Origin of the sequence: Delftia sp. PE138 (assembly GCF_018320755.1) — a bacterium.
Lineage (GTDB): Bacteria > Pseudomonadota > Gammaproteobacteria > Burkholderiales > Burkholderiaceae_C > Comamonas > Comamonas tsuruhatensis.
The window spans coordinates 1-13,874 of sequence record NZ_JABEPN010000006.1; the positions used below are offsets into that span (position 1 = coordinate 1).

Here is a 13,874-nt window from a genome sequence, read left to right on the forward strand (position 1 = left end):
GGCTGCTCCTTGTCGACCAACGCCTTGAGCAGCTTGGCGACGGCCAGGGGCTGCAGTTCCTCGGTGGTCTCCACCAGGATGCCGCGGTCGGCACCGATGGCCATGGCCGTGCGCAGGGTTTCCTGGCACTGGGCCACGCCGCAGGAGACGGCGATGACTTCGGTGGCCACGCCCTTTTCCTTGAGGCGAACGGCTTCTTCGACGGCGATTTCGTCAAAGGGGTTCATGCTCATCTTGACGTTGGCGATGTCCACGCCCGTGCCGTCCGACTTCACGCGGACCTTCACGTTGTAGTCCACCACGCGCTTGACCGGGACCAAAACCTTCATTGCAGCGGCTCCTGATTGATTGATAGATTGACGTTTACGTAAACCGAAATCATTGTATGCGGCGCTGCAGCAGCTGAGGCAGGTTTCCCTGACGGCCGAGGGCCGCATGCGCGCTCACAAAAAAGAACGATCGTGCCATTTTAAGCACGACCCTTGAGATTTCCTGCAGGGGAACAGCCTGAACTCAGGGTATGCACCTAGGAATAATCCTAGCTGCTTTTCTCTGCTGCCTGGGCCGCCACGCCCACGCGTTCGGTGATCTGTACCACCTGCCTGGGGACCGGCAGGCTCACGCCTGCGGCACGCAGGCCGCGCAGCACGGCGAGGTTGACCTCGGAGCGCACATTGCCCTGGCCATTTTGCGGGTCGTTGATGTAGTAGCTGAGACTGAACTGCAGGCCCTGCTCCACAAAGTCGACCAGAGCCACCGAAGGCGCGGGCGTCTTGAGCACGCGCGGCTGCGCGGCTGCGGCATCGAGCAGGATGCCGCGCACCTGCTCCACATCGCTGTCCATGCCCACGACGATGTTGGTGGACAGGCCGAACTTGACGTCGAATCCGGTGAGGTTCTCCACACGCTGGGTGATCAGCGTCTCGTTGGGCACGATGGATTCGCGGCCGTTGAGCGCGCGGATGATGGTGTAGCGCGTGCGGATGTCGGTGATGCGGCCCTCGAAGCCGTCCACGCGCACGTTGTCGCCGATGCGCAGCGCACGCTCGATCAGCACCAGAAAGCCGCTGACGTAGTTGGAGGCGATCTTCTGCATGCCGAAACCCAGGCCCACGCCGATGGCGCCGCCCATGACGGACAGCGCCGTCAGGTCCACGCCCACCATGGACAGCGAGACCAGCAGGCCCACCAGGATCAGCACGCTGCGCGTGATGTTCATGGCCACCTTGCGCATGGACAGGTCGCTGACCCACTGGTTGATGACCTTCTGCTCGAACAGCGTGGACAGCCAGAGCACGGCCACCATCATCAGCCCCGCCGACAGCGTGCCCTCGATCAGGTTGAGCAGGCTGACCGGCGTCTTGCCGATGTTGAACTGCAGGGCCTCCAGCTCCTCCATGACCTGCGGCAGCAGGCCGATGCTGTGCAGCACCGCCGCGCCCCAGGCCAGCCAGGAAAAAATGCGCTCGATCAGGCGCACCACGGTGGAGTGGGGGAAGGTCCGGCTGAGCACCCGCGCCACGAAGCGGATCACCGACAGGGATACCAGCAGCGACACGGCCACGCGCAACCAGAACACCGTGGAAAACCGCGCCAGGATCTCCTGGCTGGTGAAGACCAGCACCAGCGCCAGCAGCGGGAACAGTGCGCCGTCGAGCGCATGGCGGCCAATCCATACGGAGGGCTTGCCATCGTTGAGATGACCGTAGCGCGCATGCAGGCCGCGCATGGCGCCGTAGGCCAGCAGCAGGCAGCCGATGAGAACGGAGAACTCCAGCCAGGCGCTGGAGCTTTGGAAGTCGTTGATGAGCTTGTCGAAGATGTCCATGGATCAGGGCCGTTCCGCCGCAAGGGCGCAGGCCGCCATCATCGCGCAGATCCAGGACAGGCCAACCGGACCGGGGCCTACATGCAGGTCGGTCAGCGGCCCGTCTTCCAGGCCGGTTCGCGCTTGGCGGCGAAGGCCTGGGCGCCCTCCTGGGCGTCGGCATCCATCATGTTGGCGGCCATGGTCTGGCCGGCCAGCTGGTAGGCCGCCTCGATGCCCATCTCGCGCTGGCGGTAGACCAGGGCCTTGCCCATGGCCACGGCCGCGCGGGGCTTGCTGACGATGGACTGCACGAAGTGCTCCACCGCATCGTCCAGCGCCTCCTCGGCCACCACGCGGTTGACCAGGCCCTGGTCCAGCGCCTGCTGCGCGTCGATGAAGTCGCCCGTGAGCAGCATCTCCATGGCCTGCTTGGTCGGCACATTGCGCACCAAGGGCACGCTGGGCGTGGCACAGAACAGGCCATAGTGGATGCCACTGGTGGCAAAGCGCGCCGCCTGCGCAGCAACGGCCAGATCGCACTGGGCCACGAGCTGGCAGCCCGCCGCCGTGGCAATGCCGTGCACGCGCGCAATCACGGGCACGGGCAGCCGGTGGATGGACAGCATCATGCGGCTGCACTGGGCGAACAGCTTCTGGTAGTAGTCCAGCTGCGGATGGGCCGCCATGTCCTTGAGATTGTGTCCGGCGCAAAAGGCCTTGCCGGCTGCAGCCAGCACGACCACGCGCACCGACTCGTCACGCGCCACATCGTCCAGCGCCTGCTGCAGCTGCGTGAGCATCTGCTCGCCCAGGGCATTGAAGCGCTGCGGATCGTTGAGCGTGAGCCGCACGACGCCGCGCGCGTCGCGCTGCACGTCGAGCAGGGGGCTGGCTTCAGAAGGATGGGTGCTCGCGTTCATGGTGCTCCAGATCGAGTTCAAAGGTCGGCCAGCACGCGCACGTGCGCTTCCACGCTGCGCGCAAGCGGCCCCATCACGTAGCCGCCTTCCAGGCAGGAGACGATGCGCCCCTTGGAAAAGCGCCGCGCAATGTCCTTGATGCGCGAGGTGATCCAGGTGAAGTCCTGCTCGGTCATGCCCAGCTGGCCCATGTCGTCCTCGCGGTGGGCGTCGAAGCCGGCGCTGATGAAGATCAGCTCGGGCTTGAAGGCCTCCAGTCGCGGGATCCACATCATCTCGACGATCTCGCGGATGTCCATGCCCTTGGTATAGGCGGCCACCGGCACGTTGACCATGTTGGCGGCCGGGTGCTGGTCGCCGCTGAAGGGATAGAAGGGGTGCTGGAAGATGCCGCACATGAGCACGCGGTCGTCGCCGGAGAGGATGTCCTCCGTGCCATTGCCGTGGTGCACGTCGAAATCGATCACGGCCACGCGCTTGAGGTGGTGACGGCTGAGCGCGTACTTCACGCCCACGGCCACGTTGTTGAAGAAGCAAAAGCCCATGGCCTGGTGGCGGGTGGCATGGTGGCCGGGAGGGCGCACGGCGCAAAAGGCGTTCTCCAGCTCACCGGCCATCACCGCATCGGTGGCCGCCAGCGCGGCACCGGCCGCATGCAGCGCGGCCGAGAAGGTGTGGCTGTTGATGGAGGTGTCGGTGTCGATCTGGGAGTACTCGGGGCCGCCGGCCTGCTGCTCCTCGATGAGGCGCTGGGTCAGGCCCTGCAGCGCGGCCACATGCATGCGGTCATGGGCCAGTTCGATGTCGGCCAGCGAGGCCTGGGGGGCCTCGTGCCGCTCCAGCGCATCGGCCACGCCGGTCACCAGCAGCCGGTCCTCGATGGCGTCCAGCCGGGCCGGGCACTCTGGGTGCCCCGGCCCCATCTCATGCCGCCAGCACTCCCTATGGGTGAAATAACCCGTCTTGCGCACAGTGATGTCTCCGCGATGTTTTTTTTAGGATAACGTCGCGCCATGCAAGCTACACACAAGATCAAGGCGCTTCTGGATCAGCTTAACACGGTGGTTGTAGGGAAGCCGGCTCAAGTCCGCGACAGCGTGGCCTGCCTGCTGGCCGGGGGACACCTGCTGCTGGAAGACGTTCCCGGCGTGGGCAAGACCACGCTGGCCCATGCGCTGGCGCACAGCTTCGGGCTGCAGTTCTCGCGCGTGCAGTTCACGGCCGACCTCATGCCCAGCGACCTCACCGGCGTGTCCATCTATGAGCGCAGCAGCGAGTCCTTCGTCTTCCATCCAGGTCCCGTTTTCGCCCAGGTACTGCTGGCCGACGAGATCAACCGCGCCAGCCCCAAGACACAGAGCGCCCTGCTCGAAGCCATGGAAGAGCGCCAGGTCTCGTCCGAAGGCCGCACGCACCGCCTGCCCGAGCCCTTCTTCGTGATCGCCACCCAGAACCCCCAGGAACAGCTGGGCACCTTCCCGCTGCCCGAAAGCCAGCTGGACCGCTTTCTGATGCGCATCAGCCTGGGCTATCCCGACCGCGCGGCCGAGCGCTCCCTGCTGTCCGGCAATGGCCGGCGCGCCCAGGCCGATGCACTGCTCCCGCTGCTGGCCACGGACGAGCTGCAGCAGTTGCAGGCCGCCGTGCTGCAGGTCCATGCCAGCGATGCCTTGCTCGACTATGTGCAGGACCTGCTGGAGGCGACGCGTTCGGGCCAGTGGTTCGTGCAGGGCCTGTCGCCTCGCGCGGGCATTGCGCTGCTGCGCGCGGCCAGGGCGGTGGCCCTGATGGAGGGGCGTGACTACGTGGCGCCCGACGATGTGCAGGCCATCCTGCCGCAGACGGCCGCCCACCGCCTGGTGCCCATAGGCTCCAGCGGCCGGGGTGCCGTGGAGCAGGTGCGCGCCATGCTGGACGCCGTGGCGCTGCGCTGATGCCGGCCGCTCCCGCGTCCTCGCCCGGCGCCGCCCAGCCGGGGGCATCGCTGCGCCAGCGCTGGTCTCCTGCGCGGCGCGTGCGCCAGTGGTGGCATGCCCGCCTGCCGCGCACCGACAGCCTCAGGCTGACCCAGCGCAATGTCTACATCATGCCCTCGCGCGCAGGCTGGGCCCTGGCGCTGACGCTGTGCGTGCTGCTGGTGGCAGCCATCAACTACCAGCTCAACCTGGGCTACCTGCTGACCTTTTTGCTGGCCGGAAGCGCGGCTGCGGGCATGGTGGTCGGCCACGGCAACCTGCGCGGCCTGGCAATGCACCTGGTGCCGCCGGCCGGCAGCTTTGCCGGCCAGCCCTGCCGCTTCGACGTGGTGCTGCACAACAGCCGCCGCAGCACGCGCTGGGGCATAGGCCTGGCCGTGCAGGGCGATGTCCCGGCCACCGACTGGACCTGGATCGATGTACCGGCACAGGGCAGCACCACGGCACAGCTGGCCTTCACACCGCTGCGCCGGGGACGGCAGCCACTGCCCACGATCACGGCGGCCACCCGCTATCCGCTGGGCACCTTCCGCGTCTGGGCGCTGTGGCGCGCACAGACGCAGGCCTGGATCTACCCGGCGCCCGAGCACAATCCGCCGCCCCTGCCACCGGCCAGCGCCGATGCCGGCGGCCGCAGCGCGGCTGCCACGCGGCACGGCGACGAGTTCGACGGTGTGCGGGCCTACCGTCGCGGCGATCCGCTCAAGCTGGTGGTCTGGAAAAAGGCTGCACAGGCCTTTGCCACGGGCAGCAACCAGCTGGTGAGCCGCGACCGCCCGCTGTCCCAGCAGCACCGCCTGTGGCTGGATGCCAAGGCCACCGGCCTGGCCGACCCCGAGGCCCGCCTCAGCCGCCTGACCGCCTGGGTGCTGGCCGCGCGCCAGCAGGACCTGACCTGGGGCCTGCGCCTGCCCGACGGCCGCGAGATCGCCCCCGACCAGGGCCCGGCCCATGCCACGCTCTGCCTGGAAGCCCTGGCGGCCTGCCCATGAATCGCACGTCCATGCCCTCCTCCTTCCAAGCCATTGCGCAGCCTGCGGCCACTTGGCGCCAGCGCCTGGCCGCCCTGCCCCGCGATGCGCGCGACACCCTGTTCCTGCTGGCCGTGGTGGCCTGGGTGCTGATGCCCCAGGCCGCCCACACGCCCTGGTGGACCATGGTCTTCGTGGCCGGCCTGCTGCTGTGGCGCGCCCTGCTGGCCTGGCGTGGCCAGCCCCTGCCCGGCCGCTGGCTGCTGGGCGGACTGCTGCTGCTGGCCCTGGGCGCCACCTGGGTCTCGCACGGCACCTTTGTCGGGCGCGATGCGGGCGTGACGCTGATCGTGCTGCTGCTGGCGCTCAAGACACTGGAGCTGCGCGCCCGGCGCGACGCCATGGTGGTGTTCTTCCTGGGCTTCTTCGCGCTGCTGGCCAACTTCTTCTACTCGCAGTCCCTGCTGCTGGCCCTGGCCATGGTGCTGGGCCTGCTGGGCCTGCTCACGGCCCTGGTCAATGCCCACATGACCGCCGGCCGGCCGCCGCTGACCCAGGCGCTGCGCACGGCAGCCCTGCTGGCGCTATGGGGCACGCCGGTGATGGTGGCGCTGTTCCTGTTCTTTCCACGCATGGCCCCGCTGTGGGGCGTGCCGGGCAACGACCTGGCGGGCCGCAGCGGCCTGTCGGAGAACATGCGCGTGGGCTCCATGGCCTCGCTGGTGCTGGACGAGAACATCGCACTGCGCCTGCGCTTCGACACGCCCGACGGCGCCCCGCCACCGGCCAACACCCTGTACTTCCGCGGCCCCGTGCTGTCACGCTTCGACGGCCAGGAATGGCAGATGGACACGGAGGCCGGGCTGGACAGCGCCCAGCTGCGCGTCTCGGGCGAAGGCGTGCGCTACCAGATGACCATAGAGCCCAGCCGCCGCCCCTGGCTGACCATGCTTGACGCCACGCCCCAGCCCCCCGAACTGCCCCAGGGCATGGGCACCGCCCGCATGACACCCCAGCTGCAATGGCTGACCTGGCGCCCCATCACCGACGTGGTGCGCATCAGCGCCCAAAGCCATGTGCAGTTCAGCTACGGCCCGCTCAAGCCCACGCGCGGCCTGCGCCGCTACACCCAGCTGCCCGAAGGCAGCAACCCGCGCACGCTGGAACTGGCCCGGCAGATGCGTGCCGACCCGCAACTGGCCGATGCCACGCCCCGCGCCTGGGTGCAGGCCGCGCTGGCGCGCCTGCGCAAGGGCGGCTACACCTACACGCTGGAGCCCGGCGTGGTGGACAGCGTGCACACGGCCGATGACTTCTGGTTCGACAGCAAAGAGGGCTTTTGCGAGCACATCGCCTCCGCCTTCGCCGTGCTGATGCGCGGCATGGGCGTGCCTGCCCGCATCGTCACCGGCTACCAGGGTGGCGAGCGCAACCCGGTCGACGGCTACTGGACCGTGCGCAACGCCGACGCCCATGCCTGGACCGAGGTGTGGCTGGAGGATGAGGGCTGGGTTCGCATCGACCCCACCGGCGCCGTGGCCCCGTCGCGCGTGGGCGAGTTCCAGCGCCTGCGCGCGCCGCAGGGCGCCATCGCTGGAGCCATGGGCAACTTCGTGGGCGTGGGCATGCTGCAGCAGATGCGCGCCGTGTGGGAGGCCGTCAACAACGGCTGGAACCAGTGGGTGCTCAACTACACGCAAAGCCGCCAGCTGGACCTGCTCAAGAACCTGGGCGTGCAATCGCCCTCGTGGGTGGACATGCTGCGCCTGCTGGGCGCGCTGGCCGGCGTGGCCGCGCTGGCGTGGCTGGCCTGGATGGCCCGCGCCCAGCGCACCAGCCGCGACGAATGGCTGCGCCTCATGGACAGGACCCGCGCCCGGCTGCGGCGCATCGGCCTGGACGCCGACGCCAGCCTGCCCCCACGTGCGCTGGCAGCCCAGATCATGGACCGCTGGGGCCGGGACGATGCCAAGGCGGCCCAGGCCCTTCACGACTGGCTCCTGGGCATGGAGCGCCAGCGCTACGCACGGCCATCCCCATCCTCATCCGCACCCGACACCCCCGGCCTGCCCGCCCTGCGACGCCAATGGCGGGCGCTGGACTGGCCACGCACTCCGCAGCCACGGCCACAAGCCGCCGCTGCCGGCCCCACGACAAGCACACCATGACCAAGCAACGACTGATCCCCTCCGCCCTGCTGCTGCTTGCGGCCGCCGCCCTGCCCTGCGGCGCGCTGGCCAGCAAGCCGGCGCCCGCCCAGACCGGCGCAGCCAAGACTGCCGCCAAGTCCACGGCCAAACCTTCCACGAAAAAGCGCACGGCCGCTGCTGCCGCCGCTACGGCCGCTGGCGGCGCCGCCGTGGCCAGGACCGTGCAGGGCAGCACGCCCTACGGCGAACGGCCTGAAGCCATGCAGATGGCCGCCGACATTGCGATGCGCCACGACCTGCCGGTGGACTGGGTGCGTGAGACCATCGCCCAGGCCCGCTTTCTGCCCCAGGTGCCGCGCCTGATGACGCCGGCCGTCCAGGGCACGGCCAAGAACTGGGGCGTCTACCGCAGCCGCTTTGTCGAGCCCGTGCGCATACGTGCCGGGACACGCTTTTGGCAGGCCAATGCCGCTGCGCTGGCGCGTGCCGAAAAGCAGTACGGCGTGCCGGCCGAAATCATCGTCGGCATCATCGGCGTGGAGACCATCTACGGCCAGCAGATGGGCAACTTCCGCGTGATGGACGCCCTGGCCACGCTGAGCTTCGACTTCCCTACCGCCCACCCGCGCGCTGCGGCGCGCACCGAGTACTTCCGTGGCGAGCTGGAGCAGTTCCTGCGCTTCACCCACCGTGCGGGCACGGACCCGTTCTCGCTGCGCGGCAGCTACGCAGGCGCCATGGGCATGGGCCAGTTCATGCCCAGCAGCTGGGTGAAGTGGGCCGTGGACTTTGACGGCGACGACCGCATCGACCTGTTCGGCAGCGCGGCCGATGCCATCGGCTCGGTGGCCAACTACTTTGTCGCGCATGGCTGGAAAAGCGGCATGCCCACCCACTACCCGGTGATCATGCAGGCCCAGGGCGCCGACCTGGCCGCCCTGCTGGCGCCCGACATCCTTCCCCAGTTCACGGCCGACGAGATGGCCGCACGCGGCGTGCAGTTGCCAGGCGACGGCGCCGCGCACCCGGGGCCGCTGGCCCTGGTCAAGCTGGAAAACGGCGCGCAGGGCCAGCCGCTGTACATCGCGGGCACGGAGAACTTCTATGCCATCACGCGCTACAACTGGTCCAGCTACTACGCGCTGTCCGTGATCGAGCTGGGCCAGGAAGTCGCGGCAGCCATGGGCCGCTGATCCAGGCCATCCAAACCGTCGAGGCGGTCAGGGCCGGCGCATGCGGCACATCGCGGGCTGCTCGGCACGCGCGGCCTCGATCTCTCGCACCACGCGGAAGCCGTAGCCCGAGCCTTCCACATCGAAGGGCACGCCTGGCGCCCCCTGCCTGTCCATGACGCCGACCACCAGCGCCTGCTGGAACTGGTGGTCGGCCGCGCGCATGCGGCCCCTGCGTCCGGCCAGGGTCACCTCCGCGCTTTCCAGCGCCTGCGCCACGGCCACCGTGTCGGTGCTGCCCGCGCGCGCCATGGACTGGGCCAGGGCCTCCATCATCAGCTGCATGCGCATGTGCACATAGTCATCGGCAGGCCTGGGAAAGCGCTCGCGGAATGACTTGTAGAAAGCCTGGCTGTCGGGGCCCGGCACGTTGGGCAGCCAGTCGGCAACGGCCAGCACCTTGCCCACGCCGGCCTCGCCCAGGGCGGCTGGCGCGCCCAGCGCATTGCCGTAGAAGGTGTAGAAGCGGCCGTCAAAACCCGCCTCCCGCGCGGCCTTGACCAGCAGCATCAGATCGTTGCCCCAGTTGCCCGTGACCACGGCCTGGGCGCCGCTGGCCTTGATCTTGGCCGCATAGGGCGCAAAGTCCTTGACGCGCCCCACGGGGTGCAGCTCGTCGCCCACGATGGCCACATCGGGCCGCTGCGCGGCCAGCTGGCGCCTTGCCTCGCGCAGCACGGCCTGGCCAAAGCTGTAGTCCTGCCCGATCAGGTAGGCGCTGCGCACGGCCGCGTCCTCGCGCAGCACCTGCATCAGCGCGGCCATGCGCATGTCGGCATGGGCGTCGAAGCGAAAGTGCCAGAAGCTGCAGCGCTCGTTGGTGAGCGCGGGATCGACGGCCGAGTAGTTCAGGTACAGCACGCGCCGGGCCGGATCGCGCTCGTTGTGCTTGGCAATGGCGTCGACCAGCACGGCGGCCACGGCCGATGAATTGCCCTGCATGACCACGCGCGCGCCGCCGTCGATGGCTGCGCGCAGCGCGGACAGCGCCTCCTCGTTCTGGCCCTTGCTGTCATGGCGTTCGATGGCCAGGGGCCGGGCGCCGCCCTGCGCGGCCGGCAGTGACACACCGCCGCGCGCATTCACGCGCTCGGTGGCCCACAGCAGGTTGCGGAACACGGCCTCGCCCGTGTTGGCAAAGGGGCCGGACAGGCTTTCGATCAGCGCCAGCCGTATCGGCTCGCCGCGCTGCGGCGACACGGGCCGGTCGTGTCCGCTTGACGCCCGGGCCAGCAGCGCGGGCGCCGCAAATAGCGCCATGGCGCCGCTTTTCAAGACCTTGCGGCGCAATTTATTCATGGCTTTTTCCTCTTGAAATGCGTTCAACACCGCTTAACTAGGCTCCATGCGGCGACAACTTCGATGAAGCCGCGCAGTTTATAGGAGCCAACCCACCATGATCTTCACGCCTGTTCTCCGCCGCAACGCCTTCGCTCCCCAAGCCGCCGATCTGGCCCTGCAGCGCTTCTTGCAAGGCACCCTGGGCAACGCGGCCCCTTCGCTCTCGTCGGTGCAGGTTCAGCGCGATGAAAAGGCCACGACCTTGCAGCTGGATGTGCCCGGCCTGTCCCGCGAGCAGCTGCAGCTGAGCATCGAAGGCGCCGTGGTCCGTCTGTCCAGCGTCGAGGGCGCGCCCCGCCAGGTGCAGCGTGCCTGGGAGCTGGACCATGAAATCGACACGGCCGCCAGCAGCGCCAAGCTGGAAAACGGCGTGCTCACGCTGTCCCTGGCCCGCCTGGAACCCCAGAGCAAGGCCACCATGCTGAGCATCCAGTAAGTCCGGTCACGGCCAGCGCGTTTGTGCACCCGGGCTGTCAACCATCCTTTCTTCCATCCTCTTGGCAAGGTGACAGCCCGTTTCCAGAGCCCGGCCCGCGCCGGGCTTTTTTTGCGCCCGCCGTGCAGGCCGGGCACGCGGCCCCGGACCATCAGGCCAGCGAATCGAGCGGCCAGCGCGGCTTGACGTCGAACGCGTAGTGCCTGTTCGCCATTTCGCGGCCTGCCTGCAGGCGCATGGCGGCGGCCATGGCGATCATGGCGCCGTTGTCGGTGCACAGGTGCAGCTCGGGGTAGTGCACGCGCAGCTTGCGCTTGGCACAGGCCGCATCCAGCTGGGCGCGCAGCAGACGGTTGGCGCCCACGCCGCCGGCCACGACCACGCGCTTCATGCCGGTCTGCTGCAGCGCCGCCAGCGTCTTCTTGACCAGCACCTCGACGATGGCCGCCTGCGTGCTGGCGGCCAGGTCGGCCTTGCGCGCCTCAAGGTCATCGCCCAGCTTCTTCGCCTGGGTCAGCACGGCCGTCTTCAAGCCGGCGAACGAGAAGTCCAGGTCGCCCGAATGCAGCAGCGGCCGGGGCAGCTTGAAGGCCTGCGCGTCCCCGCCCTCGGCCAGGCGCGAGAGCACGGGGCCGCCCGGATAGGGCAGGCCCATGAGCTTGGCCGATTTGTCGAAGGCCTCGCCGGCCGCGTCGTCGATGGTCTCGCCCAGGATGGCGTAGCTGCCCACGCCGTCCACGCGCATCAGCTGCGTGTGGCCGCCCGAGACCAGCAGGGCCACGAAGGGGAATTCGGGGGGATCGGCGCTCAGGAAGGGCGACAGCAGGTGGCCTTCCAGGTGGTGCACGCCCAGCACGGGCTTGTCCAGCGCCGCAGCCATGGCGCAGGCCACGCCCGCGCCTACCAGCAGCGCGCCGGCCAGGCCGGGGCCGCGCGTGAAGGCGATCACATCGACCTGGTCCAGCGCGCGGCCGGACTCGCCCAGCACGCTTTCGGTCAGCGGCAGCACGCGGCGGATGTGGTCGCGGCTGGCCAGCTCCGGCACCACGCCGCCATAGGCGCGGTGCATGTCGATCTGGCTGTGCAGCGCATGGGACAGCAGCCTGGGCACGCCCGTGCCATCGGGGGCCTCGACCAGGGCCACGCCGGTTTCATCGCAGGAGGATTCGATCCCCAGAATCAGCAAACTCATGGGACTGAAGTGTAGAACCTGCGGGCGCGGCGCACGGCCGCCCGCGTCAATGGCCCCTGGCCGGCGGGCAGTTGCGGGGCCGGCGGGCCGCTACAGGTTGTCCAGGTATGACGAGCGCGAGAACTGCACGGGCTCGATGCCGTCGGAGGTCCAGATTTCGCTGGCGATCAACGCCTGGGCGTTCATGGGGCGAGCGAAGTAAAAGCCCTGCAGCTCGTCGCAGCCCAGCGTCTGAAGCACTTCGCGCTGCTGCTGGTCGGTCACGCCTTCGGCCACCACGCGCAGCTCCAGCGCATGGGCCAGGCGCACGATGGCATCGACCACGGCCCGCGCGTCGCTCTTGATGGCCACGTCCCGCACGAAGCTGCGGTCGATCTTGACCTCGTCGGCGCCCAGCTGGCGCAGCAGGGCCAGGCTGGAGTAGCCGGTGCCGAAGTCGTCGATGGAAATCTGCACGCCCATGCCCGTCAACTCGGCAATCACGGCCATGGTGGTCTTGTCGTCCTCCATGGCCACGGACTCGGTGATCTCGAAGACCAGCTGCTCGGGCCGAATGCGGTGCCGCTCGATCGCTTCGCCGATGTACTGGGCCAGCCGCGTCTGAAAGAGCTGATAGCCCGAAATATTGATGGAGACGCGCATGAAGCGCCGCTGGCGCGTCCACTGGGCAGTCTGGCGGCAGGCCTCGTCGATGACCCAGTCGCCGATCTCGCTGATCAGGCCGAAGCGCTCGGCCAGCGGAATGAACACGCGGGGGCTGATGAGGCCGAATCGGGGATGGTTCCATCGAACCAGCGCCTCCACGCTGCGGATGCGGCCCGTGCGGGCATCGATCTTGGGCTGGTAGAACAGCACCAGCTGCTGGCTTGCGACGGCGCGGCGCAGGGCTTGCTGCAGGTCGAACTGCACGGCCACATCCTTGCGCATGCTTTCCTTGAAGATGGCGCAGGAATTCCCGCCGGCGCGCTTGGCCGTGTACATGGCGAGGTCGGCCGCCGCCATAAGCTTTTCCTTCTGGCCATGATCGGGATAGATGGCCACGCCGACGGAGCTGCCGATGGAGATGGACTTTCCCGGCAGATCGAAGGGCTGACCCAAAACCTTCTGCACCCGGCCGGCCATGGCCACGGCATCGTCCTCCGATGCCAGGCAGCCCAGCAGCAGCACGAACTCATCGCCCCCCACGCGCGCCAGCGTGTCCGACTTGCGCGTCATACGGTTCAGGCGCACGGCCACCTGGCACAGCAGCGCGTCACCTGCGGCATGGCCCTCCACGTCGTTGATGGGCTTGAATCCGTCCAGATCGATGTACAGCAGGCCCACGCGCACCGGTCCGCCGGGCCCTGGCTGCTCCACCGAGCTGTCGGCGCGCGCAATCGCCCGGCCAAGCCGGTACTCGAGCAGCGCCCGGTTGGCCGTGCCGGTCAGCGGGTCCCTGAAGGCGATGCGCTTGAGCTTCACATTGGCGCGCAGCAGCTTTTCATTGGTCTGCTGCAGCGATTGCGTCAGGCGCTGAGCCTTCTCGCGCAGGCGCACATGGACCACCAGCGAAACCAGCAGGAATATCAGAACGGGAATGGCGCCCCACAGGCCGAAAGCGCTCCACCCCGCGGCCCAGCTTCCCTGGCCATCGGATGGCGCCGACGCGGCCAGGAGCTCGCCCCCCGCCAGTGCCCGGCACTGCGCCAGGCCCAGCAGCAGCGCAGCCAGGGACGGGCCACGCCGGCGCACAGCAGTCCGCCGCAACACCGCCTGGGTCATGAACCGCCAGCGCACGGGGGACATCCGATCTTCTCGTGATATTGCAAGCTCATGCTGATTCAGCCTCGCTGCCGCATTGCGCAGC

The 13,874-nt window shown here is 68.6% G+C and carries 12 protein-coding genes; 5 read left to right on the top strand and 7 right to left on the bottom strand.

The window, feature by feature from the left end; all coding sequences use genetic code 11:
• The 4 genes from HFGMBDPB_RS19920 to HFGMBDPB_RS19935 form a co-directional block, all read right to left on the bottom strand.
• The coding region (locus tag HFGMBDPB_RS19920; protein ID WP_502757475.1) for an electron transfer flavoprotein subunit beta/FixA family protein at window positions 1-329 on the bottom strand (329 nt) is incomplete at its 3' end.
• A 209-nt stretch (window positions 330-538) separates the two neighbouring features.
• Entirely contained in the window at window positions 539-1,828 is a 1,290-nt protein-coding gene (locus tag HFGMBDPB_RS19925) for a mechanosensitive ion channel family protein (RefSeq protein WP_047325772.1), read from the bottom strand.
• Window positions 1,829-1,920: 92 nt separating this feature from the next.
• Window positions 1,921-2,730: an enoyl-CoA hydratase gene (locus HFGMBDPB_RS19930; RefSeq protein WP_212646082.1), complete on the bottom strand. Its 810-nt coding sequence runs from the start codon at window positions 2,728-2,730 to the stop codon at window positions 1,921-1,923.
• Between the two features lie 17 nt (window positions 2,731-2,747).
• The gene (locus HFGMBDPB_RS19935; RefSeq protein ID WP_017406772.1) at window positions 2,748-3,653 is read right to left on the bottom strand and encodes a histone deacetylase family protein; all 906 of its coding nucleotides are present in this window, start codon (window positions 3,651-3,653) and stop codon (window positions 2,748-2,750) included.
• 90 nt (window positions 3,654-3,743) lie between these two features.
• Here HFGMBDPB_RS19935 and HFGMBDPB_RS19940 point away from each other — a divergent pair, with 90 nt between their 5' ends.
• Genes HFGMBDPB_RS19940 through mltB form a run of 4 tightly spaced genes read left to right on the top strand, consistent with a single transcriptional unit; the run spans window position 3,744 to window position 9,020 of the window.
• Window positions 3,744-4,664: an AAA family ATPase gene (locus tag HFGMBDPB_RS19940; protein WP_016449706.1), complete on the top strand. Its 921-nt coding sequence runs from the start codon at window positions 3,744-3,746 to the stop codon at window positions 4,662-4,664.
• Window positions 4,664-5,698 carry a DUF58 domain-containing protein gene (locus tag HFGMBDPB_RS19945; RefSeq protein WP_016449707.1) on the top strand — a complete coding sequence of 345 codons (1,035 nt, stop codon included), beginning with the start codon at window positions 4,664-4,666 and terminating at the stop codon, window positions 5,696-5,698. Before HFGMBDPB_RS19940 ends, HFGMBDPB_RS19945 begins: the two co-directional genes overlap by 1 nt.
• The gene (locus HFGMBDPB_RS19950; protein WP_212646084.1) at window positions 5,695-7,845 is read left to right on the top strand and encodes a transglutaminase TgpA family protein; all 2,151 of its coding nucleotides are present in this window, start codon (window positions 5,695-5,697) and stop codon (window positions 7,843-7,845) included. Before HFGMBDPB_RS19945 ends, HFGMBDPB_RS19950 begins: the two co-directional genes overlap by 4 nt.
• The gene (gene mltB, locus HFGMBDPB_RS19955; protein WP_212646085.1) at window positions 7,842-9,020 is read left to right on the top strand and encodes a lytic murein transglycosylase B; all 1,179 of its coding nucleotides are present in this window, start codon (window positions 7,842-7,844) and stop codon (window positions 9,018-9,020) included. Before HFGMBDPB_RS19950 ends, mltB begins: the two co-directional genes overlap by 4 nt.
• Before the next feature lie 27 nt (window positions 9,021-9,047).
• On the opposite strand, the gene HFGMBDPB_RS19960 is transcribed toward mltB, so the two are convergent.
• The gene (locus tag HFGMBDPB_RS19960) at window positions 9,048-10,358 is read right to left on the bottom strand and encodes a branched-chain amino acid ABC transporter substrate-binding protein (protein WP_212646086.1); all 1,311 of its coding nucleotides are present in this window, start codon (window positions 10,356-10,358) and stop codon (window positions 9,048-9,050) included.
• A gap of 97 nt (window positions 10,359-10,455) precedes the next feature.
• Here HFGMBDPB_RS19960 and HFGMBDPB_RS19965 point away from each other — a divergent pair, with 97 nt between their 5' ends.
• Window positions 10,456-10,836, top strand: coding sequence for an Hsp20/alpha crystallin family protein (locus tag HFGMBDPB_RS19965; protein ID WP_016449711.1), 381 nt, complete (start codon window positions 10,456-10,458; stop codon window positions 10,834-10,836).
• Window positions 10,837-10,987: 151 nt separating this feature from the next.
• Here HFGMBDPB_RS19965 and tsaD read toward each other — a convergent pair whose 3' ends face one another.
• On the bottom strand, window positions 10,988-12,028 hold the full coding sequence (tsaD, locus tag HFGMBDPB_RS19970) for a tRNA (adenosine(37)-N6)-threonylcarbamoyltransferase complex transferase subunit TsaD (protein ID WP_074923136.1): 1,041 nt from the start codon (window positions 12,026-12,028) through the stop codon (window positions 10,988-10,990).
• Window positions 12,029-12,118: 90 nt separating this feature from the next.
• Window positions 12,119-13,813, bottom strand: a complete 1,695-nt coding sequence (locus tag HFGMBDPB_RS19975; protein WP_016453792.1) for a putative bifunctional diguanylate cyclase/phosphodiesterase — start codon at window positions 13,811-13,813, stop codon at window positions 12,119-12,121.
• Between the last annotated feature and the right edge of the window lie 61 nt (window positions 13,814-13,874).